This is a genomic window from Pseudomonas sp. FBCC-B1667, from assembly GCF_059133255.1.
The window spans coordinates 1,691,699-1,711,620 of sequence record NZ_CP101437.1; the positions used below are offsets into that span (position 1 = coordinate 1,691,699).

General features: G+C 60.6%; 17 protein-coding genes. 14 read left to right on the top strand and 3 right to left on the bottom strand.

The window, feature by feature from the left end; genetic code table 11:
- Window positions 1–15 precede the first annotated feature (15 nt).
- From NL116_RS07510 to NL116_RS07530, 5 genes are all read left to right on the top strand, one after another.
- Window positions 16–2,115: an acetate--CoA ligase family protein gene (locus tag NL116_RS07510; RefSeq protein ID WP_494376631.1), complete on the top strand. Its 2,100-nt coding sequence runs from the start codon at window positions 16–18 to the stop codon at window positions 2,113–2,115.
- A gap of 10 nt (window positions 2,116–2,125) precedes the next feature.
- Window positions 2,126–3,733, top strand: coding sequence for a 5-guanidino-2-oxopentanoate decarboxylase (locus NL116_RS07515; protein ID WP_494376632.1), 1,608 nt, complete (start codon window positions 2,126–2,128; stop codon window positions 3,731–3,733).
- A gap of 27 nt (window positions 3,734–3,760) precedes the next feature.
- Window positions 3,761–4,951: a pyridoxal phosphate-dependent aminotransferase gene (locus tag NL116_RS07520; protein ID WP_494376633.1), complete on the top strand. Its 1,191-nt coding sequence runs from the start codon at window positions 3,761–3,763 to the stop codon at window positions 4,949–4,951.
- Window positions 4,944–6,359: an aldehyde dehydrogenase family protein gene (locus NL116_RS07525; protein ID WP_494376634.1), complete on the top strand. Its 1,416-nt coding sequence runs from the start codon at window positions 4,944–4,946 to the stop codon at window positions 6,357–6,359. Before NL116_RS07520 ends, NL116_RS07525 begins: the two co-directional genes overlap by 8 nt.
- 66 nt (window positions 6,360–6,425) lie before the next feature.
- Entirely contained in the window at window positions 6,426–7,130 is a 705-nt protein-coding gene (locus NL116_RS07530; protein ID WP_494376635.1) for an NAD(P)H-dependent oxidoreductase, read from the top strand.
- Between the two features lie 104 nt (window positions 7,131–7,234).
- Here the strand turns inward: NL116_RS07530 and NL116_RS07535 are convergent, their stop codons facing one another.
- Window positions 7,235–7,426, bottom strand: a complete 192-nt coding sequence (locus tag NL116_RS07535) for a YegP family protein (RefSeq protein ID WP_010462174.1) — start codon at window positions 7,424–7,426, stop codon at window positions 7,235–7,237.
- Between the two features lie 232 nt (window positions 7,427–7,658).
- On the opposite strand from NL116_RS07535, the gene NL116_RS07540 reads away from it, so the two are divergent.
- The 6 genes from NL116_RS07540 to NL116_RS07565 all read left to right on the top strand — a co-directional run bounded on the left by NL116_RS07540 (window position 7,659) and on the right by NL116_RS07565 (window position 13,311).
- Window positions 7,659–8,672, top strand: a complete 1,014-nt coding sequence (locus NL116_RS07540) for a glycosyltransferase family 2 protein (RefSeq protein ID WP_494376636.1) — start codon at window positions 7,659–7,661, stop codon at window positions 8,670–8,672.
- Between the two features lie 3 nt (window positions 8,673–8,675).
- Complete coding sequence (locus NL116_RS07545; protein ID WP_494376637.1) at window positions 8,676–9,386, top strand: class I SAM-dependent methyltransferase; 711 nt, start codon at window positions 8,676–8,678, stop codon at window positions 9,384–9,386.
- Window positions 9,383–9,769 carry a GtrA family protein gene (locus tag NL116_RS07550; protein ID WP_494376638.1) on the top strand — a complete coding sequence of 129 codons (387 nt, stop codon included), beginning with the start codon at window positions 9,383–9,385 and terminating at the stop codon, window positions 9,767–9,769. Before NL116_RS07545 ends, NL116_RS07550 begins: the two co-directional genes overlap by 4 nt.
- The gene (locus NL116_RS07555) at window positions 9,766–11,889 is read left to right on the top strand and encodes a DUF6311 domain-containing protein (protein ID WP_494376639.1); all 2,124 of its coding nucleotides are present in this window, start codon (window positions 9,766–9,768) and stop codon (window positions 11,887–11,889) included. The genes NL116_RS07550 and NL116_RS07555 overlap by 4 nt, the downstream gene beginning before the upstream one ends.
- Before the next feature lie 72 nt (window positions 11,890–11,961).
- Window positions 11,962–12,888 carry a LysR substrate-binding domain-containing protein gene (locus tag NL116_RS07560; RefSeq protein WP_494376640.1) on the top strand — a complete coding sequence of 309 codons (927 nt, stop codon included), beginning with the start codon at window positions 11,962–11,964 and terminating at the stop codon, window positions 12,886–12,888.
- A 57-nt stretch (window positions 12,889–12,945) separates the two neighbouring features.
- A complete protein-coding gene (locus NL116_RS07565; RefSeq protein ID WP_494376641.1) occupies window positions 12,946–13,311 on the top strand; it encodes a 5-carboxymethyl-2-hydroxymuconate Delta-isomerase in 366 nt (121 codons plus the stop codon).
- 3 nt (window positions 13,312–13,314) lie between these two features.
- Here NL116_RS07565 and NL116_RS07570 read toward each other — a convergent pair whose 3' ends face one another.
- A complete protein-coding gene (locus NL116_RS07570; protein WP_494376642.1) occupies window positions 13,315–14,250 on the bottom strand; it encodes a LysR family transcriptional regulator in 936 nt (311 codons plus the stop codon).
- Window positions 14,251–14,358: 108 nt separating this feature from the next.
- Window positions 14,359–15,543 (bottom strand): cyanate transporter, encoded by a 1,185-nt coding sequence (locus NL116_RS07575; RefSeq protein WP_494376643.1) that lies wholly within the window; start codon window positions 15,541–15,543, stop codon window positions 14,359–14,361.
- 426 nt (window positions 15,544–15,969) lie between these two features.
- Here NL116_RS07575 and NL116_RS07580 point away from each other — a divergent pair, with 426 nt between their 5' ends.
- From NL116_RS07580 to NL116_RS07590, 3 genes are all read left to right on the top strand, one after another.
- Entirely contained in the window at window positions 15,970–17,352 is a 1,383-nt protein-coding gene (locus tag NL116_RS07580) for a glutamine synthetase family protein (protein WP_494376644.1), read from the top strand.
- 168 nt (window positions 17,353–17,520) lie between these two features.
- On the top strand, window positions 17,521–19,170 hold the full coding sequence (locus tag NL116_RS07585) for a phosphoethanolamine transferase (RefSeq protein WP_494376645.1): 1,650 nt from the start codon (window positions 17,521–17,523) through the stop codon (window positions 19,168–19,170).
- Window positions 19,171–19,241: 71 nt separating this feature from the next.
- Window positions 19,242–19,904 (top strand): class I SAM-dependent methyltransferase, encoded by a 663-nt coding sequence (locus NL116_RS07590; RefSeq protein ID WP_494376646.1) that lies wholly within the window; start codon window positions 19,242–19,244, stop codon window positions 19,902–19,904.
- Window positions 19,905–19,922: the final 18 nt, after the last annotated feature.

A 19,922-nucleotide genomic window follows, 5' to 3' on the forward strand; every position in this document is an offset into this window, starting at 1 on the left:
GCCCGGAGAATTTTTATGTCGCAGACGATTCGTGACAACCTCAAACGCCTGCTCGCACCGCGCCACTTGGCGTTTATAGGAGGCCGCAGCATGGCCCGCGCGCTCAAGCGCTGCGCCGAAGGCGGCTACCTGGGCGAGATGTGGCTGGTCAATCCGCAGCACGACACGCTTGAAGGCGTGCCGTGTGTGCGCAGCATCGCCGAACTGCCGTGCGGCCCGGACGCGGTGTTCATCGCGACCAACCGCGAGCTGACCCTGACTTGTGTTGCCGAACTGGCGGCCAAGGGCGCGGGCGGGGCGATTTGCTACGCCTCCGGGTTTGCCGAAACCGGCGCCGAGGGCCAGGCCTTGCAGCAACAATTACTCAAAGCGGCCGGCAGCATGGCGTTGCTCGGCCCCAACTGCTACGGCTTGCTCGACTACCTGCACAGCGCCGCGCTGTGGCCGGTGGCCCATGGCGGCAAACCGGTAGAGAAGGGCGTCGCCGTGCTGACCCAGAGCGGCAACTTCGCCTATAACCTGTCGATGAGCGACCGCTCGCTGCCGGTGGCCTACATGGCCTCGGTCGGCAATCAGGCACAACTGGGCATCGCCGAATTGATGGACGTGTTGCTCGATGAGCCACGCGTCACCGCCATCGGTTTGCACCTCGAAGGCCTGAAAAACGTGCCGGGTTTCGCTCGGGCCGCCCACAAGGCGCTGGAAAAGGGCATCCCGATCATCGCCCTGAAAACCGGCGTGTCGCAGATCGGTGCCGAACTGGCGCTCAGTCACACCAGTTCGCTGTCCGGCTCGGATGCGCTGTATGACAGCCTGTTTGCGCGCCTTGGCGTGATCCGCGTCAGTGGTCCGGTGAGTTTTGTCGAAACCCTGAAAGCGGCGGCATGCGGCAAATTGCCCGCGGGCAACAGCCTGATCGCACTGGCCTGTTCCGGCGGTGACGCCGGGTTGATCGCCGACTACGCCGAACGCAACGACTTGAGTCTGCCCACGCTCGATGAAGGTCAAGTCGGGGAGCTGGCGCAGGTGCTGCCCACCTACGCCAACCTGGTCAATCCGCTGGATTTCACCACGGCGATCTGGGGCGACGGCGAAGCCTTGAACCGCATGCTCGACAGCGCCCTGCGCACCGAAGCCGATGCCGCGATGCTGGTGCTTGATTACCCGGCAGAGTTCACCGGTGAGCGCAAGGAGTGCGACCTGCTGCTGGAGCTGTTTTGCGCCGCACTGCTGCGCCACGGCAAGACCGGTTTCGTCACCTCGGCGTTTCCGGAACTGCTGCCGGCCCACGCTCGCGAACGTCTGCATGCGCAAGGCGTGGCGGCGTTGCAAGGTGTGGAGGATGGCTTGGCGGCGTGGGGCCGGATCGCCGGTTATCAGCGCAATCGTCAGGCGCTGCTGGCGCTCGGTGAATCGGCGCTGGTACCGCATTGCCCGAATGCGTTGGTCGGCGAAGGACGCCTGCTCAACGAGTGGAATTCCAAAACGGCATTGCGCGCGTTTGGCCTGCCAACGCCCAACGGCGTACTGAGCACGCCGGACAAAGCCCTGAGTGACGCCAACGCACTGGGTTATCCGCTGGTCCTGAAAGCGGTCAGCGCGCAACTGCCACACAAAACCGAAGCCGGTGCCGTGGCGTTGAATATCAAGGACGCCACCGCCCTGAGCGCGGCCCTGGAAAAAATGCGCGCCAGCATTGCCGACTACGCACCGCAGGTGCCGTTCGATCAGATTCTGCTAGAGCCGATGGCTAAACCGCCGCTGGCTGAATTGATCGTCGGCATCAAGCGCGAAAACGACTTCGGCCTCGCCCTGGTTATCGGCGCTGGCGGCATTCTGGTGGAGTTGCTCAAGGACAGTTGCAGCCTGCTGTTGCCAACCACCGACGGGGCCATTCGCAAGGCCGTATTGAGCCTGCGCAGTGCCGCGTTGCTGCAAGGGTTTCGCGGTCGCGAAGTGGCGGACCTGGAGTCACTGGTCTCGGCGATCCGTGCGGTGGCCGATTACGCCTGCGAGAACGCCGGGCTGTTGCTGGAACTCGATGTGAACCCATTGTTGGTCGGTGCCGCTGGCACGACTGCGGTCGATGCGTTGATTCGCCTTGGCCACGAGTGAGGATGTGAACATGCAAACCACAACATTGACCGGCGGCCAGGCCCTGGTGCGTCTGCTGGCCAACTACGGCGTCGACACCGTGTTCGGAATTCCCGGCGTACACACGCTGGAGTTGTATCGCGGCCTGCCCGGCAGCGGCATTCGCCACGTCCTGACCCGCCACGAGCAAGGCGCCAGTTTCATGGCCGACGGCTACGCGCGCGTCAGCGGCAAACCGGGCGTGTGCTTCATCATCACCGGCCCCGGCGTGACCAACGCCGCAACCGGTATTGGTCAAGCCTATGCCGACTCGATTCCGATGCTGGTGATTTCCAGCGTCAACCACACCGCCAGCCTCGGCAAAGGCTGGGGTTGCCTTCACGAAACCCAGGACCAGCGTGCGATGACTGCGCCGATCACCGCGTTCTCGGCGGTCGCATTAAGTACCGAAGACCTGCCCGAATTGATCGCCCGTGCTTACGCGGTATTCGACAGCGAGCGTCCACGCCCGGTGCACATCTCGGTGCCCCTGGACGTGTTGTCGGCAAAAATTACCCGTGACTGGAGCAACGACGTCGTACGTCGCCCAGGGCGCGGTGCAGCCTCAACCACCGCGCTGGACAATGCCGTGGCCACGCTGAAAAACGCCAAGCGGCCGATGATCATTGCCGGCGGCGGCGCGTTGAATGCGCAACAAGCACTGCAGGACATCAGCACCCGACTCGCTGCGCCGCTGTTTACCAGCGTCGCCGGCAAAGGCTTGTTGCCGCCGGATGCACCGCTGAACGCGGGCTCGACCCTGTGCGTCGAACCCGGCTGGAACCTGATCGCCGAGGCCGACGTGGTGCTGGCGGTCGGTACTGAAATGGCCGACACCGATTTCTGGCGCGAGCGCTTGCCGCTGAACGCAGCGTTGCTGCGCGTGGACATCGACCCGCGCAAGTTCAACGACTTCTACCCGTGCGCGGTGGCGTTGCACGGCGATGCGCAGCAAACCCTCGCCGCGTTGCTGGATCGCCTGCCGTCCGCTGCGCGTGATGCCAGTGCAGCGACGACTGCCGTCGCGGCATTGCGCGAAGCCGTCAAGGCAAGCCATGGCCCGTTACAGTCGATCCACCAAGCCATTCTCGAGCGTATCGCCGCCGAGTTGCCGGAGGGTGCGTTCATCAGCACCGACATGACCCAACTGGCCTACACCGGCAACTACGCCTTCAACAGCCTGGCCCCGCGCAGTTGGTTGCACCCCACCGGTTACGGCACGTTGGGGTATGGCTTGCCGGCGGGCATCGGTGCCAAGTTCGGTGCACCGCAGCGGCCGGGGCTGGTGTTGGTCGGCGACGGCGGTTTCCTCTACACCGCTCAAGAGCTGGCGACCGCTGTCGAAGAACTCGACAGCCCGCTGGTGGTGCTGCTGTGGAACAACGACGCGTTGGGCCAGATCCGCGACGACATGCTCGGGCTCGACATCGAACCGATTGGCGTGCTGCCACGCAACCCGGATTTCGCCGCCCTCGGCCGCGCGTTCGGCTGCACCGTGAGCCAGCCGCAAAGCCTGGCCGAGCTGCAAACCGATCTGCGCCACGGCTTCAAGCGCAACGGCGTGACCCTGATCGAACTCAAGCAGGCGTACGCGCACTGATTTTCATTTTCTGGCAGAGGTACCGCCATGCGCTTTTCCGATCTGACTCAACGTATCGCCGGTGACGGCGCGGCTGCATGGGACATTCATTACCGTGCACTCGCGCTGCAGGAGCAGGGTGAAGACATTCTGCTGCTGTCGGTCGGCGACCCGGATTTCGACACGCCGGCGCCGATCGTACAGGCGGCCATCGACAGCCTGTTGTCCGGCAACACCCACTACGCCGACGTGCGTGGAAAACGCGCCCTGCGTGAAAGCATCGCCAGGCACTACGGACGGCGTAGCGGCCAGCAGGTCTCGGCCGATCAGGTGATCGTCCTGGCCGGCGCGCAATGCGCATTGTTCAGCGTCGCCCAATGCGTGCTCAACCCCGGCGATGAAGTGATCGTCGCCGAACCGATGTACGTGACCTATGAAGCCGTATTCGGTGCCTGTGGTGCCGTGGTGATTCCGGTGCCGGTGCGTTCGGAGAATGGTTTCCGCGTGCTGCCCGAAGACGTCGCCGCCCGTATCACGCCGCGCACTCGGGCATTGGCGCTGAACAGCCCGCACAACCCGTCGGGCGCCAGTTTGTCCCGCGCCACCTGGCAGGCGTTGGCAGATCTGTGCATTGCCCACGACTTGTGGCTGATTTCCGATGAGGTCTATAGCGAGCTGTTGTTCGACGGCGAGCACGTCATCCCGGCCAGTTTGCCGGGCATGGCCGAGCGCACCGCGACGCTCAACAGCCTGTCGAAATCCCACGCCATGACCGGCTGGCGAATCGGCTGGGCAGTGGCGCCGCCGGCCCTCGCGGCACACTTGGAAAACCTCGCGCTGTGCATGCTCTACGGCTTGCCGGATTTCGTGCAGGACGCCGCCGTCGTCGCCCTCGAAAGCAATTTGCCCGAGCTGCAAGCCATGCGTGAAGCCTATCGCCAACGCCGTGATCTGGTCTGTGAATGCCTGGCCGATTGCCCCGGCGTGCGCGCCTTGAAACCCGATGGCGGGATGTTCGTGATGGTCGATATCCGCGACACCGGGCTCAGTGCGCAGGCGTTTGCCGACCGCTTGCTCGACCGCCATGGCGTGTCGGTGCTGGCCGGTGAAGCCTTCGGTCCGAGCGCGGCCGGGCACATTCGCCTGGGGTTGGTATTAGGCGCGGAACCGTTGCGTGACGCTTGCCAGCGCATCACCCGTTGCGCCACTGAATTGCTGGAGTCTCAGGTTTATGCATAACCACACAACGCTGTTCATCGATGGCCGCTGGCAAACCCCGTCGGGGCAAGGTATCGCCGAAGTGATCAACCCGGCCACTGAAGAAGTCGCAGGCTCGGTGCCGCTGGGCGATGAGCGTGATGTCGATAACGCGGTGGCCGCTGCTCGCAAGGCGTTCAGTTCATGGTCGCGCACGCCATCGAGTGTACGTGCCGGTTACATCCGCTCCCTCGCCGAGCAGTTGCGCGCGCGGGCTGACGAGATGGCTTCGGTCATCACCGCTGAACTGGGCATGCCGGTGCAATGGTGCCGCTCGGTGCAGGTCGACGGCCCGATCATCGGGCTTGAGCAGTACGTCGAACTCGCCGGCCTGATGGACGAAGTGCGTGAGGTCGGTAACTCGCTGGTGATTCGCGAAGCGGTGGGCGTGTGCGCCTTCATCAATCCTTGGAATTACCCGCTGCATCAACTGATCGGCAAGCTCGCCCCGGCGCTGGCCGCCGGTTGTACGGTGGTGGTCAAGCCGAGCCAGGAAACCCCGCTGCACGCCTTTTTGCTGGCGCAGATGATTGACACCATCGGCTTGCCGGCCGGGGTGTTCAACCTGGTCAGCGGGCCGGGTTCGAAGGTCGGTGAAGCGCTGGCCAAACACCCGGACGTCGACATGGTGTCGTTCACCGGCTCCACCGGCGCCGGGGTTCGCGTGGCACAAGCCGCCGCGCCGTCGGTGAAGCGCGTGTGCCTGGAACTGGGCGGCAAGTCGCCGCTGCTGATTGCCGAAGACGCCGACCTCGCCGCCGCTGTGCGCTACGGCGTGCAAGACGTGATGATCAACTCCGGGCAGACCTGCACCGCGCTGACTCGCATGTTGCTGCCGGCCAGTCGCTACGCCGAAGCGGTGGAACTGGCCATCGCCGAGACCCACAGCCTGCGCATGGGCGATCCTCTGGACCCGCAGAGCTTCCTTGGGCCGATGTGTTCGGCGGCGCAACGGCGCACCGTGCGTGACTACATTCAGGTCGGCCAGCAGGAAGGCGCCCGGTTGGTGTGCGGCGGCGACACGACCGACGCCTTCGAGCGTGGCTTCTATGTCAGCCCGACGCTGTTCGCCGATGTCGACAACCGGATGCGCATCGCCCAGGAAGAAATTTTCGGCCCGGTGCTGTGCCTGATTCCCTACGCCGATGAAGCGCAGGCGATTCAGCTCGCCAACGATTCGCCGTTCGGCCTGTCCAGCGGTGTCTGGGCCGGCAGCGCAGAACGCGCCTTGGCGCTTGGGCGGCAGTTGCGTGCCGGGCAGTGTTTTCTCAACGGCGCGGCGTTCAATTATCAGGCGCCGTTCGGTGGCTACAAACAATCGGGCAATGGCCGCGAGTGGGGCGAGGAAGGGCTCAACGAGTTTGTTGCAGTGAAGGCGATTCAGGTGTGATCGCTGATTGAATGTCCGCGTTACCCACTCCAGACTCACTACTGCTCAATGGTTTAAGGAATTGTCATGAAAGTACTGATCGTCCACGCTCACCCGGAGCCAAAATCCTTCACCGCCGCCCTGCGTGACCAGGCTGTCGCGACCCTTGAATCCCAAGGGCATGAGGTTCAGGTCAGCGACTTGTACGCGATGAACTGGAACCCGATAGCCAGTGCGGATGACTTTTCTTCGCGGGAAAACCCGGAGTACCTGGTGTATGCGCTGGAACAACGGCTGGGTGTGAAAAGCCAGTCGCTGGCGCCGGACATTCGGCAAGAACTCGACAAGTTGCTGTGGGCGGACCTGCTGATCCTCAACTTCCCGATTTTCTGGTTCTCGGCCCCGGCCATGCTCAAGGGCTGGATCGACCGGGTGCTGGTGTCCGGGATTTGCTACGGTGGCAAGCGTTTTTACGATCAGGGCGGTTTGAGCGGCAAGAAGGCGCTGGTAACCGTGACCCTGGGCGGGCGCGAGCACATGTTCGGTGAGGGCGCGATTCACGGTCCGCTGGAAGACATGCTGCGGCCGATCCTGCGTGGCACGCTGGCGTATGTTGGTTTTGATGTGCTGGAGCCGTTTGTGGCGTGGCATGTACCCTACATCAGCGACGAGGCGCGCAAGGAATTTCTGGTGAGCTACCAGCAGCGACTGATCCACTTGAGCGATGACCAGCCGATGCAGTTTCCGCGGTTGGCGCAGTTTGACGAGGGGCTGTATCCGTTGCCGGTCTGAGCCGGTGATTTACCCGACATTTTGATGAGGCCAGTGAACCCAACCGAAAAACCAATGGCTAGCCACATGCCCAAGCCGAACAGCCCGGGCATTGGCGGTCAGGCTTAAATCTCCTTCACCGGCGTCTCACCCTCAACCCCTTTGATCAGCCCGATGGCATGCAGGCAATCGGCCTTGTTCACATACGACTCGCCGCTGGCGATGGTCTCGTGATTCCCCGCCCTCAACCGCCAGCGCCACTGTCCTTTACCAGTGCTCGGGGTGCCTTTGGATTGCCTGTAAATCTCGAAATACATACTGCTCGCTCCATGCGATGGGTTATTGCGACAACCTGTGTGACGCATCAGGGGCAAGCCTAGCGGAGCAGGTTGTTTTGGCCACCGGGCATTTGTTTCCAGGCATTTGAAAATATTTCTGCCTGCACCCGCGGCCCCATGGAAATGGCCAAAACCCCCTCGGATTCGCCCTTGCATCACCACCCTCGGTCCTGCTTAATACGACTCGGCTCATGGCGTCGAGAAACCGGCGATGCCCCCGGATTGTAGAAAGATCACTCTAAAAAAGAGCAATCAATTGACTCATCAGCACGGAACGCAACTGGCCGGGCATTTGGCGTTATCGCTCGTCATCCCGGTGTTCAATGAAGCCGCCGCCGTCGACTTGTTCCTCGCGCGGATCAATGACGTCTTCCAGGATGAGGCGCTGATCGGTCTGGAACTGGTGTTCGTCAATGACGGCAGTACCGACGAAACGCTGGAGCTGTTGCTGGAACGCCAGTTGACGGATCCGCGCCTGCGCATCGTTGATCTGAGCCGCAATTTCGGCAAGGAAGCCGCGTTGACCGCGGGTTTGCAGACCGCTACCGGCCAGGTCGTGGTGCCGATCGACGTGGATTTGCAGGACCCGCCGGAGGTCATTCTCGAGATGATTGCCCGCTGGCGTGAAGGCTTTGAAGTGGTGCTGGGTCATCGCGTGAGTCGTAAAACCGATTCCTGGGCCAAGCAGACCTCCGCCAACTGGTTCTACCGCCTGCACAACAAAATCGCCGAGCAACACTTGCCGGAGAACGTCGGTGATTTCCGCCTCATGGATCGCTGCGTGATTGATGCCCTGCAGACCCTGCCCGAGTCCCGGCGGTTCATGAAAGGCTTGTTCGCCTGGGTCGGGTTTCGCACCACCCACGTCAACTACGAACGCCCGGAGCGGGCGGCCGGAGCGACCAAGTTCAATGGCTGGCGCTTGTGGAACTTCGCGTTGGAGGGCATCACCAGTTTCAGCACCGAACCGCTGCGGATCTGGACCTACCTCGGGCTGGTCGTTTCGCTGATTTCCTTCTCGTTCGCCATCTTCATCATCGTGCGCACCCTGATTTCCGGTATTGACCTTCCGGGTTATGCCTCGCTGATGGTAGCGGTCACCTTTCTGGGCGGCCTGCAATTGATTGGCATCGGGGTGCTGGGTGAGTACCTGGGCCGAACCTACATCGAATCGAAACGCCGGCCGGTGTATCTGGTGCGGCGTGTCTATGACCCCAAGGACTGAACCGTGGATCTCAAGGAAACCGACATTCTCGGTTCAAGCATCAATCAGCATTGGTATTACGCCTCCAAAGCGGCGGCGACCACACGGTTGCTCGGCAGCACTCCGATCAGGAAAATTCTCGATGTGGGCGCAGGCTCCGGGTTCTTCACTCACCATCTGCTGAGTCATTCATCGGCCAGCGAAGCATGGTGCGTGGACATCAGTTATGACGTCGACTCGGACGCCATCACCGCCGGCAAACCGGTGCATTACCGTCGCACCATCGGCACGGTGGACGCCGACCTGGTGTTGCTGATGGACGTGCTGGAACATGTCGACGATGACGTCGGATTGCTCAAGGCCTATGTCGACAAAGTCCCCTCCGGCAGCCGATTCCTGATGACGGTGCCAGCGTTCACGTTTCTCTGGAGCGGGCACGATGATTTTCTCGAACACAAACGCCGCTACACCCTGGCACAACTGGAACATGTGGCCCGGACGGCCGGTTTGACGGTGCAGCAGGGTGCTTACTATTTCGGCCTGGTGTTCCCGATTGCCGCGATCCTGCGACTGCTGCCCCAAGGAGCGCATTCGTCGCCGCCACGTTCGCAGCTCAAGCGTCATCACCCGCTGGTGAACTCGGTGTTGAAGACCTTGTGCCGCATTGAGTTGCCGTTCATGAACGCCAATCGGCTGGCCGGATTGACGGTGTTTGTCCTGGCGCAGAAGCCGTGACGCCGGCCGAAAAATCCGCCCTGATCAAGCGCGGCCTGCGCTTTGCCGTCACGGGGCTGTTCGTCACCGCCCTGCATGCGCTGGTGGCTGTGCTGTTCATCAACTACGTGTCGCCGTTGCCGCCGCTGGCCAATGGTGTGGCATTTGCTGTGGCGACCATGGTGTCCTACGTGATCAATACCACCTGGAGTTTTTCCGCGAGCGTGCATGGCCGCACGCTGCTGCGCTTCATGATGGTGTCCGTTGCCGGTTTCCTGCTGGCGATGCTGGTGGCCTGGGTTGCACAGATGGCCGGGCTGCATTACTTGATGGGGATTGGCGCCGTGGCGCTGACGATTCCGGCCTTCACCTTCGTACTCCATAACTTCTGGACGTATCGATGAAGGATCTGGTTAAACGCCTGCCGCTTAACCTGTTGCCCTTGTTGATCGGTGTTGTGGCTTTTTTCATCGTGGTCGGGCCGAGGGCGTTGAATCCGCAAAACATTGCGTGGCTAGGGAGCGGTGATCCGTCGACTCATTATCTGGGGTGGGTGTTTTTCCGCCAGTCGCCGTGGTCCTTTCCCGTCGGGCTCAATCCTTCCTACGGGCTGGAATTGGGTAATGGCATCATTTTCTCTGATTCCAATCCGCTGCTGGCCCTCTTGTTCAAACCGTTCGCCTCGGTGTTGCCGACGCCTTTCCAGTATTTCGGGCTGTGGTTTCTCGCCTGCTTCGTCTTGCAGGCCTGGTTTGCCTGGAAACTGGTGGGGCTGGTGTCCTCGCACGTGGGTATACGCACCGTCAGTACGGCGCTGTTTCTCTTCGCGCCACCGATGATCATGCGCCTGCCGTTCCATTTGTCCCTCGGTGGGCAATTTCTGGTTCTGGCCTCTTTGTACCTGGGGCTGCACCCGAATTTGTGCCGTCGACGACTGGCCTGGGGTGCATTGCTGGCGGCGGCCGCGCTGATTCACGCGTACTTTCTGGCGATGGTGGCCATGATCTGGATCGCTGACCTCACGGCCGGTTTTTTCAGGAAGAAACTGACGCTGCAGTCTGCTGCCATCGAACTGATCGGGCTGTTTTCGCTGGTCAGTGTCTGCTGCTGGCAGGCCGGCTATTTTTCAGTGGGCAGTGGCGCGGTATCGAATGGTTTTGGCCTGTACGCCATGAACCTGCTGTCATTGGTCGATCCAGGCAACTGGGCAGGGCAGTGGTCCTACGTATTGAAGGATGTGCCCGGGGTTCAAGGATTAGGTGACGTCGAAGGGTTTCTCTTCCTGGGGCTCGGATTGATCATGCTTGGCCTGTGTGCACTGGTGGGGCTGCTGCGCGGTCATACCGGTTTTGCTCAGCGATTGGCGCAGCGGCCGGTTTTACTGGCGGCGCTGTTGGGGTTGAGCCTGTTCTCGATGTCGAACCATATAGCGCTGGGCTCGGTTGAATGGACATTGGCGTTACCGCAGTGGGTGCTTTCGATCGCCAACATTTTCCGGGCTTCGGGGCGGATGTTCTGGCCGGTCTACTACGCGATTATCTTCGCCATCATTTTCCTGGTGATTCGTGCCAATACGCCCCGCACTGCCGTAAGCCTGTTGTCCCTGGCGTTGGTAATCCAGGTGCTGGACACACACGCCGGCTGGACGGGCGTGCGCAAGCAGTTGATGGTTGAACCGGCGTCGCAGTGGGCGTCGCCCATGGTCGATCCATTCTGGAAAAGTGCTGCGGCCCATTACCGGAACATTCGCTGGATTGTTCCGCAAAACCAGTCCCCGCAGTGGGTGTCAGTGGCTGCTTTTGCCGGTGCCCATGGCCTGGCAACGAATGCCGTTTACCTTGGACGGGTGGACACCGCCAACGCCATCAAATCCGAGCAGCAGGCGGCGAGTGAAATGGCCTCGGGTAAATATGCCGCCGACTCGTTGTACCTGCTTGATGAGCGGGCGGTGATCCAGTCGGCGAGAAACGTTGATACCCGGACGGACCTCTTCGCCAGGATCGACGGATTCACCGTGCTGGCTCCGGGCTGGAAACAATGCAGCACGTGCTTGCAGCTGGCCTCGCAGCTTAATCCGCTGGAACAGGTGCCCTCCGTCGAGCCAGGGCAAAAGATACTGTTCAATTACGGCGGCACGGGGGCTGCGCTGCTCGCCAATGGGTGGTCCGAGCCAGAACTCTGGGGCACCTGGTCCAAAGGTCCCGACGCCGACGTCATGTTTCGCGTCCCGGCGCCCGTGCATGCCTTGCGTATGGAAGCCACGGCGTTCCTGCCGCCAGGGCATGCGCGGCAACGTGTCGTCATCAACATCAATGGCATACCGGCCATGAATACCCGGCTTGAGCAGGCTGATGGCAACATCATTGATGTGCCCCTCACGGCCGAGATGCAGCAACGGGTGTCCAGTGAGGGGGTGTTGATTGTGCAACTGCAGTTCGCCGATGCCGTCAGCCCGAAACAGGTCGGGATGGGGCCGGACGTTCGACCGCTTGCATTTGGGTTGAAGTCCTTGACCGTTAATTGATGCCCGCTGGACATAGACGCTTGCGTCGGGCCTTTCTACACTGCCTCAAGTGTCGGGGAACGGGGACAAGGAATGAATCGTAATGAACTGCGCAAGGCGGACATCAACCTGATGGTGGTGTTCGAAACGTTGATGCTCGAGCGCAACGTGACACGGGTGGCGGAGAAGCTGTTTCTCGGTCAGCCGACCATCAGCTCGGCGCTCAACCGCTTGCGGGCGATGTTCAACGATCCGCTGTTCATCCGCGTCGGCCACCGTATGGAGCCGACGGCCCGCGCCGAGGAGTTGATCCAGTACCTGTCGCCGGCGCTGGATTCGTTGTCGGTCGCGTTGAGCCTGACCCACAGTTTCGAACCGGCCAGCAGCACCATGACCTTTCGCATCGGGCTGTCGGATGACGTCGAGTTCGGCCTGCTGCCACCGTTGCTGCGTGCCTTGCGCCAGGAAGCGCCGAAGGTGGTGTTCGTGGTTCAGCACGTCGATTACTGGCGCATTCCGGACTTGCTCGCGTCCGGCGACATCACGGTCGGCATCAGCCAGACCCGCGGACTGCCAGCCAACGCCAAGCGCAAATTGTTGCGCCACATTCAACCAAGTATCCTGCGCGCCGATGCGTCCGACACACCGCTGACGCTCGATGAATATTGCTCACGCCCTCATGTGCTGGTTTCCCACACCGCGAATGTCAGTGGTTACGCCGATGAGTGGCTGGCAGAGATTGGCCGTACACGCCAGGTGGTCCTGTCGGTGCCGCAATACAGCTCGTTGCCGGCCTTGCTCGCGGGCACTGATCTGATTGCCAGTCTGCCGGATTACGCGGCCGACGCCATGGCGGCCACCGGTCTGCTGTTCAAAGAACCGTTCCCGTTCAAGACCCCGACCCTGGACCTGTCGATGGTCTGGCTCAGCCATGTCGATACCGACCCTGCCGAACGCTGGCTGCGTTCGCGCCTGGAGGTGTTCATGAGTGAACGTCCACCCCTGCCGCTGCCGGAGTGAGTCAGACGGCGCTGTGTTATATGTAGGATCTTTCTGCCCTCTACCTGGAGCCGCCTCATGCCACACCTGCACATGGAATACACCGCTAATCTGCCCGGGCTGAACGCCGACGTGGCGTTGATCCGGCTCAATAATGCCTTGGTGGCTTCCGGTCAATTTGCGGCGGAGTTCGATATCAAGAGTCGGGCGCTGAAGGTGGAGACCTTCAAGGTTGGCACTGCGTTGAATGAACGGGCGTTTGTGCATGTGAAACTGGCACTGTTGAGTGGTCGCTCACCGCAGATCAAACAGCAGCTCTCGGAAAGCCTGTTGGCGGTGGTGCAGGACCTGTGTGAATGGCCAACCGGCGTCGACGTGCAGCTGTGCGTGGAAATTCTCGATATCGATCGCGACTCTTACGCCAAGACCGCCATTAGCCTCTGAACCTCAGGCAAGTGCCTGCTCGGCACAAACGTCGATGACCTGCTCGCGCAGCCAGGTGTTGGCGCTGTCCTGATCGGCGCGTTGACTCCATTGCATGTCCAGGGTGAACCCCGGCAGGCCGGTGGGGGCTTCGCAATGATTGAAGATCGCCTCGTTGGCCAGCAATTGCTGGATGCGACGAGGAAGGGTCAGGATGAAATCGGTGCCGGTGATCGTCTTCAATGCCGCGCTGTAGCTGTTGGAACGCGCGACAATCTGCCGTTTGTGCGCCTGTTGCGCCAGCCAGCCGTCGACCATGTTGGTGGTGGACGTCCATGGCGTTGGAAACACATGCCGGCGTTGCACAAAGGCTTGCAGGCTTAAACGCGGCTCCAGTGGCGTGGCGCGCTTGTCGAATACACAGACCAGATCATCTCCCAGCAACTTCCGGGTTTTGAAATCGGTGTGGCTACGGTGGTGATTCGGGCCGAAACAGATCACCAGATCGAGTCTGCCATCACGCAACTCATCGGCCGGGATGTCGGTTTCAAACTTGTGCATGTTGACTATCACCGGCAGGTCGGCGAAATCGAAGCGCTTGAGCAGTCGCGGCAGAATCAGCTGCTCGAAGTACTCCGGCGCGCAGATATTGAACGTCACCGCTTGCAAGGTCGGGTCGAAGGCTGGGGCGCCGGCGTGGCACAGGTTGATGCTTTCGAGAATTTTCCGCACATGCGTGTACATGGTGCTGGCTTTGTAGGTGGGACGCATGCCGGTGCGGGTATTGAGGAATAACTCGTCTTCAAAACTGGTGCGCAGCTTTTTCAGGCAGTAACTCACCGTGGACTGGCTGACGCAGAGCGCCTCCGACACGCTGGTGACGCTGCTTTGCTCGTACACGGCGACAAACACCATGAGGTCTTGCATGTCGAGCTTTCTAAGCAAGTTACTGTTCAGCATCCGTTCTGTCTCGCTGTGTTCCGTGCGCGATCAATGCGCATCGTGTGCGAAAGATCCTAACGGAACGATGGTGCCAGGAGAATGCCTTGCAGGAAGTTTCTACTCTGATCAGCGGATGTGTTGATGGTAATGCCGCGGGTTGAAGCGCAGGACCATCAGGATCATCAACCCAACGACCGCGGTCAGCGCCCACCACGCCCATTCGAAACTGCCCAGTTGGTCGCGAATCATCCCGGCCATTAGCGGCGAGAGGCCGGCAATCAAGTACCCGATGCCTTGCACGAATGCGGTCAGCGCGCCGGCGCGTTGCGGATCATCCAAGTGATCCAGCGACACTATCAGGCTCATCGGGAACAATCCTCCGATGCCCAGCCCCAGCAGGCATGGCCAGAGCAGGCTCAGCTGTTGCGGGCGAAGAATCAGCCCGCAGAAACCAGTCATGATCAGTGCCAGCAACACCACCAGCACCACGCGTCGGTCACGGCTGCGATTGGCAATGGCGGGCGTCACCAGCCCGGACAACACTTCCATGGCCGTCAAAAAGCCCAGCAGCAACCCGGCGTTCTGTTCGCTCCAGCCCAGTTCCACGTAGTACGGCGCGAGCCAGGCCAGCACACAGGTGTAGGACGCAGTGCCCAGGCCGAAGAAGATGGCGAGTAACCAGGCGCGGGAATTGGCAAAGAAGCTCGACTGGTGGGCTGATTGCGTCGGGTGTGCCCTTGATTCATCGCGAAGGCCAGACCACAGCAGCAGGGCCACCACGGCCAGCGCCGCCCAGATCGCCAGACCGATGCGCCAGCTGCCGCTCTGATTCATCACCAGCGGCGCGAACGAGGCGGCCATCGCTGCACCGCCCATGATCGACGTGACATAGAGCCCCATGCACAGGGCGACGTTGTCATTGAACCGGGCTTTGATCAGCACCGGCATCAAGGCCTGGATCAGCGCGATACCGATACCGGCCAGCACCGCACTGAGGATCAGTTCGGCGGCTGAATCGAGAAACAACCGCGACGCCGTGGCCGCGCCAATGATCAACAGCGACAGCACCACCGTGCGCTGCATACCGAAACGTTGGCACACCCGCAAACCGAAAAACATCGCCAGGCCCATGGTCATGACCGGCAGCATCGTCAGCAGTGAGGCCATGCTGAAACTCAGCGCAATGTCCGCGCGAATGGACGAAAGCAGAGGCCCGACCGCTGCCATCGACGGACGCAGGTTGAGGGCGACGAGCATGATGCTAAACATCAGCCAGAGGGCAGGGCGGGTCGTTGCACGCACGTTTTCCATCAAACAGGCCTTCCAGAACAAGGCCCCGATTAGGCGCGCCAAGGCTGGCGGACACAAACCAGATAATCCGCAGCGCTATTTAAAAATTAAATAACCCAGCCGCGCCCGCGTCCCCCTGTGGGAGATTCAGTGTTAAGGGGATGATTGTTTAGTCTCTCTGCAACCAAGGTTCTTCAAATCCCGATTTAAAGACCTGACCGCCCGTGTGACGCTGCCACTCATCTGTCTTCTACGGTTTTACCTATGGGCGATTGTCCCGTCGCACTTCCCTCCGAGTTGGCCTTCTGGGCGCTGTGGCATTGTCGTCACGCACGCCCCCCGGATTCCTGCATTTCCCGTTGATTGGTCTGACAGATCCCGCGCCATGCGCTGGATTGAATTGGCGACGCCTGCGCGTTTGCCTGACGCGGAAAAAAGAGAATTCCCATGAGTTGTGCCACGACCTCGTTCGCCTCCCCGCAAGAAGCCCTGATCTTTCTCGAACAGAACCCGGACATTGAAATGTTCGAGCTGTTCATCCTGGACAATAACGGCGTGCCCCGGGGCAAGTTGCTGCACCGCGATGAACTGCTGGCCGTGTACGAAAGCGGGCGGCCGCTGCCGAGCACCATTCTGGGCTTGACCATTAATGGCGACGACGTGGAAAACTCCGGATTGGTCTGGGACGTTGGCGACATTGATTGCCGTGCCTACCCGATCAGCGGCAGTCTGACGCGCATGCCGTGGCGATTGATTCCGATGGCGGCCGTGCAGGTCAGCATGCACCCCAAGGAAGGCATGCCGGCGACGATCGCCGATCCCCGGCACCTGTTGGCGAAAGTGATCGAAGGCTTGCAGGCTGACGGTTACTACCCGGTGATGGCGGCGGAGCTGGAGTTTTATCTGCTGGATCAGCAGCGCGACAGCAGCGGGCGGCCGCAACCGGCACGCGATGTCGATGGCGGGCGGCCGCGCACGACGCACGTCTATGGCTTGCGTGAACTGGAGCAGATCGAGCCGTTTCTGGCCGACCTCTACAGCGCCTGCAAGCTGCAAGGCATTCCGGCGCGCACGGCGATTTCCGAATATGCACCGGGGCAAGTGGAAATTACCCTCGAGCACCGCACCGATGCCCTACAGGCGATGGACGAAGCGGTGCGATACAAACGGCTGGTCAAGGGCGTGGCCCACAAGCACGGGATGACGGCCTGCTTCATGGCCAAACCCTTCGACGACTTGGCGGGTACCGGGATGCACATGCACGTCAGCCTGGAGGACAAGGAGGGTAACAACCTGTTTGCCAGTGAAGCCGCGGACGGTACGCCGTTGCTCCGGCAAGCGGTCGGCGGCATGCTCAGTACCTTGCTCGATTCGTTGCTGTTGTTCTGCCCGAACGCCAACTCCTACCGTCGATTCCAGACCAACAGCTACGCGCCCCTGGCGGCGACCTGGGGCGTGGACAACCGCACGGTGAGTTTGCGCGTGCCAGGCGGGCCGGCGTTTTCCCGGCATATCGAACACCGTATTTGCGGGGCTGATGCCAACCCTTACCTGGCTGCCGCGGCGATCCTGGCCGGTATTCATCGCGGTATCCGCGAACAACTCGACCCGGGTGCGCCGGTGGAGGGCAACGGTTACGCTCAGGCCAAGGAGTTGTTGCCCACCGATTGGCTGACCACGTTACGGGCGCTGGAAGGCTCGAGCTGGGCGCGTGAAGCATTTGGCCAACCCTTCCTCGGCGTCTACCTGGCCGTGAAACGCGCCGAGTACCGACAGTTCATGGGCGAGGTGAGTGAGCAGGATTGGCGCTGGTACCTGAACCAGGCCTGAATTATTCTCAAATAATCAAAACGTGGGTCGCGGGTTTTATTAGCCAACTAATCGTTGGCTTCTTTTTCACAAAAAATTGATGGTTGAGTGCCTAACATAAGTGTTGTCACGGTCAATGAAATTTTCACATTTGCCGCAGGCACTTCTTTTCAGGAACAGCCGATCACCATGTTGAAGATTAAAGCCGTGCGCCCGGAATGGGTGACACTGATTGCCAGCGCCTTTTTGTTAACTGCCTTCAATTTCGTGCTGTGGCAGCACCTGTTTGAAATCACCACGGCCGATGGCAAAGGCATCGTTATGCGCGTGGCGTTCGGGGCGATGATTCTGGCGGCTTTCAACATTGTGCTGACGTTGCTGGCGTTCAAGCGGGTTCTGAAGCCGGTCCTGACGCTGATCTTCATGATCAGCGCCGGGGTGGCCTACTTCATGAGCCAATACGGCGTACTGATTGACACCGGTATGTTGCGTAACTTCGCGCAAACCAATGCGACGGAAGTTCGAGACTTGCTCTCGTTAAAACTACTGGCTTATATCTTCTTTTTGGGAATTTTGCCGTCGTGGTTGTTGTGGAAAACACCGATTAACTATCGTCGCTGGCACCATGAGTTATTAAGTAAGGTATTAGTCAGTGTTGCGTCGGCTGCTGTCATCGGCGGCGTCGCACTGATTAATTACCAGGGCCTGTCCTCTTTGTTCCGCAATCACCACGAGTTACGCCTGATGGTCGTGCCGAGCAACTACATCGGTGCCTCCGCTGGCTACTTGCGTGAACAAGTCGCTTCCGCCCATCAACCTTTTGTCAAAATCGGCGAAGACGCGCAGAAGAATTCGGTCTGGCAGTCCCATGGCCGTAAATCCCTGACCGTACTGGTGGTGGGCGAAAGCGCCCGGGCCGAGAACTTCGGCATCTTGGGCTATGGCCGCGACACCACGCCGAAGTTGAGTAAAGAAGCCGGCTTGATCGCGTTCACCGATGTGCATTCCTGCGGCACCGAAACCGCCGTGTCCGTGCCGTGCATGTTCTCCAACATGGGCCGCAAGGACTACAACGCCAGCAAGGCGAAGAATGAAGAAGGTCTGCTGGACGTGCTTAAACGGGCCGGCCTGGACGTGATCTGGCGCGACAACCAGTCGGGCTGCAAAGGCACGTGCGATCGGGTGACCATCGACGATGTGAGCAACCTGAAAGACCCGGTGCTGTGCGCCAACAGCGAATGCCGCGATGAAATTCTGCTGCAAGGTTTGCAACATTTCATCGACACGCTCGATAAAGACACCGTGTTGGTCTTGCATCAAATGGGTAGCCATGGCCCTGAATATTTCAAGCGTTATCCAAAAGAGTTCGAACATTTCACACCGGTGTGTGAAAGCAATGCCCTGAATAATTGCAGTCGCGAAAGTATCGTTAATGGTTACGACAACACGCTGGTCTACACCGATCACGTACTCTCGACCCTGATCGATCTGTTGCGCAAGAACCAGGAGAAAGTCGACACCGCGATGCTCTATCTGTCCGACCACGGCGAATCTTTGGGTGAATACAACCTGTTCCTGCACGGCACGCCTTACATGCTGGCGCCGGAACAACAGAAGCACGTGGCCATGCTGGCGTGGTTCTCTGACAGTTATCAGAAGTCGTTCTCGGTGGACACACATTGCCTGCAGCAGAATCGCGACAAGCCATTGAGCCAGGACAACCTGTTTCATTCGATGCTGGGTCTGCTGGAAGTCAACAGCAAGGTCTACAACCAGAATCTGGATATGTTTTCCGGCTGTCGCGGTACGGCGGTTGACGGCGTGTTGGCCAAGGATTGAACGCGTCAACTTTTTCAGGCACTGGCCGCTAACTGGCGGCCGCAAGAGTCATCACCAAGGGTCAATTGCACATGTCTGCGCAACCCACATCCGCCATCGAACTTGAGTTCGCCCGGCGCTACGATCAGGAACACGCTCGCGTCTGCCGTCAGCCGCAACCGCGTAGCCTGATGGGGCGCCTGGCGTTCTGGCGCGAAGAAAACCTGGTGCGCAATGCGCTCAAGGTGGCGGGCGAACCGGGGTTGATCCTTGACGTGGCCTGCGGTGCCGGGCGCCTCTGGCCGGTGCTGGCCGAGCACGCGAACCGCGTGATTCTCGCGTCGGACCCGTCGCAGGACATGCTCAACCACGCGCAGACTCACCATCCGCAGAGCCTGCTCAAGCGGATTAAGACCTTCCAGAGCTCAGCCTTCAGCCTGGGCTTGTCCGTTAACGCGGTGGACTGCATTTTTTGCATGCAACTGTTTCAGCACATCACCTGCGCCGAGCATCGGTTGGCCATGCTCCAGGAGTTCCACCGGGTCAGCCGCGATACTGTGATCGTGGCGGCTCGGGTCAAAGGCTATTTCAACCTGCGCCGACCCGAGACGGAGGCATCTCATGCCCCGCACCCGGTCAGCAAGGTCGAGATTGAAGCAGAATTCAAGCAAGCCGGTTTCCGGGTGCTGAGCCATCAGGATGTCCTGCCGGGCTGCACGTGGATGCGGGTCTATGTACTCAGTAAGACCAGTTAGTCTCCGCTTGTCAGACAT

Excerpts from the sequence above, each read along its gene's own strand:
- NL116_RS07510 (WP_494376631.1), top strand. The coding sequence starts at position 16 with ATGTCGCAGACGATTCGTGACAACCTCAAACGCCTGCTCGCACCGCGC.
- NL116_RS07515 (WP_494376632.1), top strand. The coding sequence starts at position 2,126 with ATGCAAACCACAACATTGACCGGCGGCCAGGCCCTGGTGCGTCTGCTG.
- NL116_RS07520 (WP_494376633.1), top strand. The coding sequence starts at position 3,761 with ATGCGCTTTTCCGATCTGACTCAACGTATCGCCGGTGACGGCGCGGCT.
- NL116_RS07525 (WP_494376634.1), top strand. The coding sequence starts at position 4,944 with ATGCATAACCACACAACGCTGTTCATCGATGGCCGCTGGCAAACCCCG.
- NL116_RS07530 (WP_494376635.1), top strand. The coding sequence starts at position 6,426 with ATGAAAGTACTGATCGTCCACGCTCACCCGGAGCCAAAATCCTTCACC.
- NL116_RS07535 (WP_010462174.1), bottom strand. The coding sequence starts at position 7,426 with ATGTATTTCGAGATTTACAGGCAATCCAAAGGCACCCCGAGCACTGGT.
- NL116_RS07540 (WP_494376636.1), top strand. The coding sequence starts at position 7,659 with ATGCCCCCGGATTGTAGAAAGATCACTCTAAAAAAGAGCAATCAATTG.
- NL116_RS07555 (WP_494376639.1), top strand. The coding sequence starts at position 9,766 with ATGAAGGATCTGGTTAAACGCCTGCCGCTTAACCTGTTGCCCTTGTTG.
- NL116_RS07560 (WP_494376640.1), top strand. The coding sequence starts at position 11,962 with ATGAATCGTAATGAACTGCGCAAGGCGGACATCAACCTGATGGTGGTG.
- NL116_RS07565 (WP_494376641.1), top strand. The coding sequence starts at position 12,946 with ATGCCACACCTGCACATGGAATACACCGCTAATCTGCCCGGGCTGAAC.
- NL116_RS07570 (WP_494376642.1), bottom strand. The coding sequence starts at position 14,250 with ATGCTGAACAGTAACTTGCTTAGAAAGCTCGACATGCAAGACCTCATG.
- NL116_RS07575 (WP_494376643.1), bottom strand. The coding sequence starts at position 15,543 with ATGGAAAACGTGCGTGCAACGACCCGCCCTGCCCTCTGGCTGATGTTT.
- NL116_RS07580 (WP_494376644.1), top strand. The coding sequence starts at position 15,970 with ATGAGTTGTGCCACGACCTCGTTCGCCTCCCCGCAAGAAGCCCTGATC.
- NL116_RS07585 (WP_494376645.1), top strand. The coding sequence starts at position 17,521 with ATGTTGAAGATTAAAGCCGTGCGCCCGGAATGGGTGACACTGATTGCC.
- NL116_RS07590 (WP_494376646.1), top strand. The coding sequence starts at position 19,242 with ATGTCTGCGCAACCCACATCCGCCATCGAACTTGAGTTCGCCCGGCGC.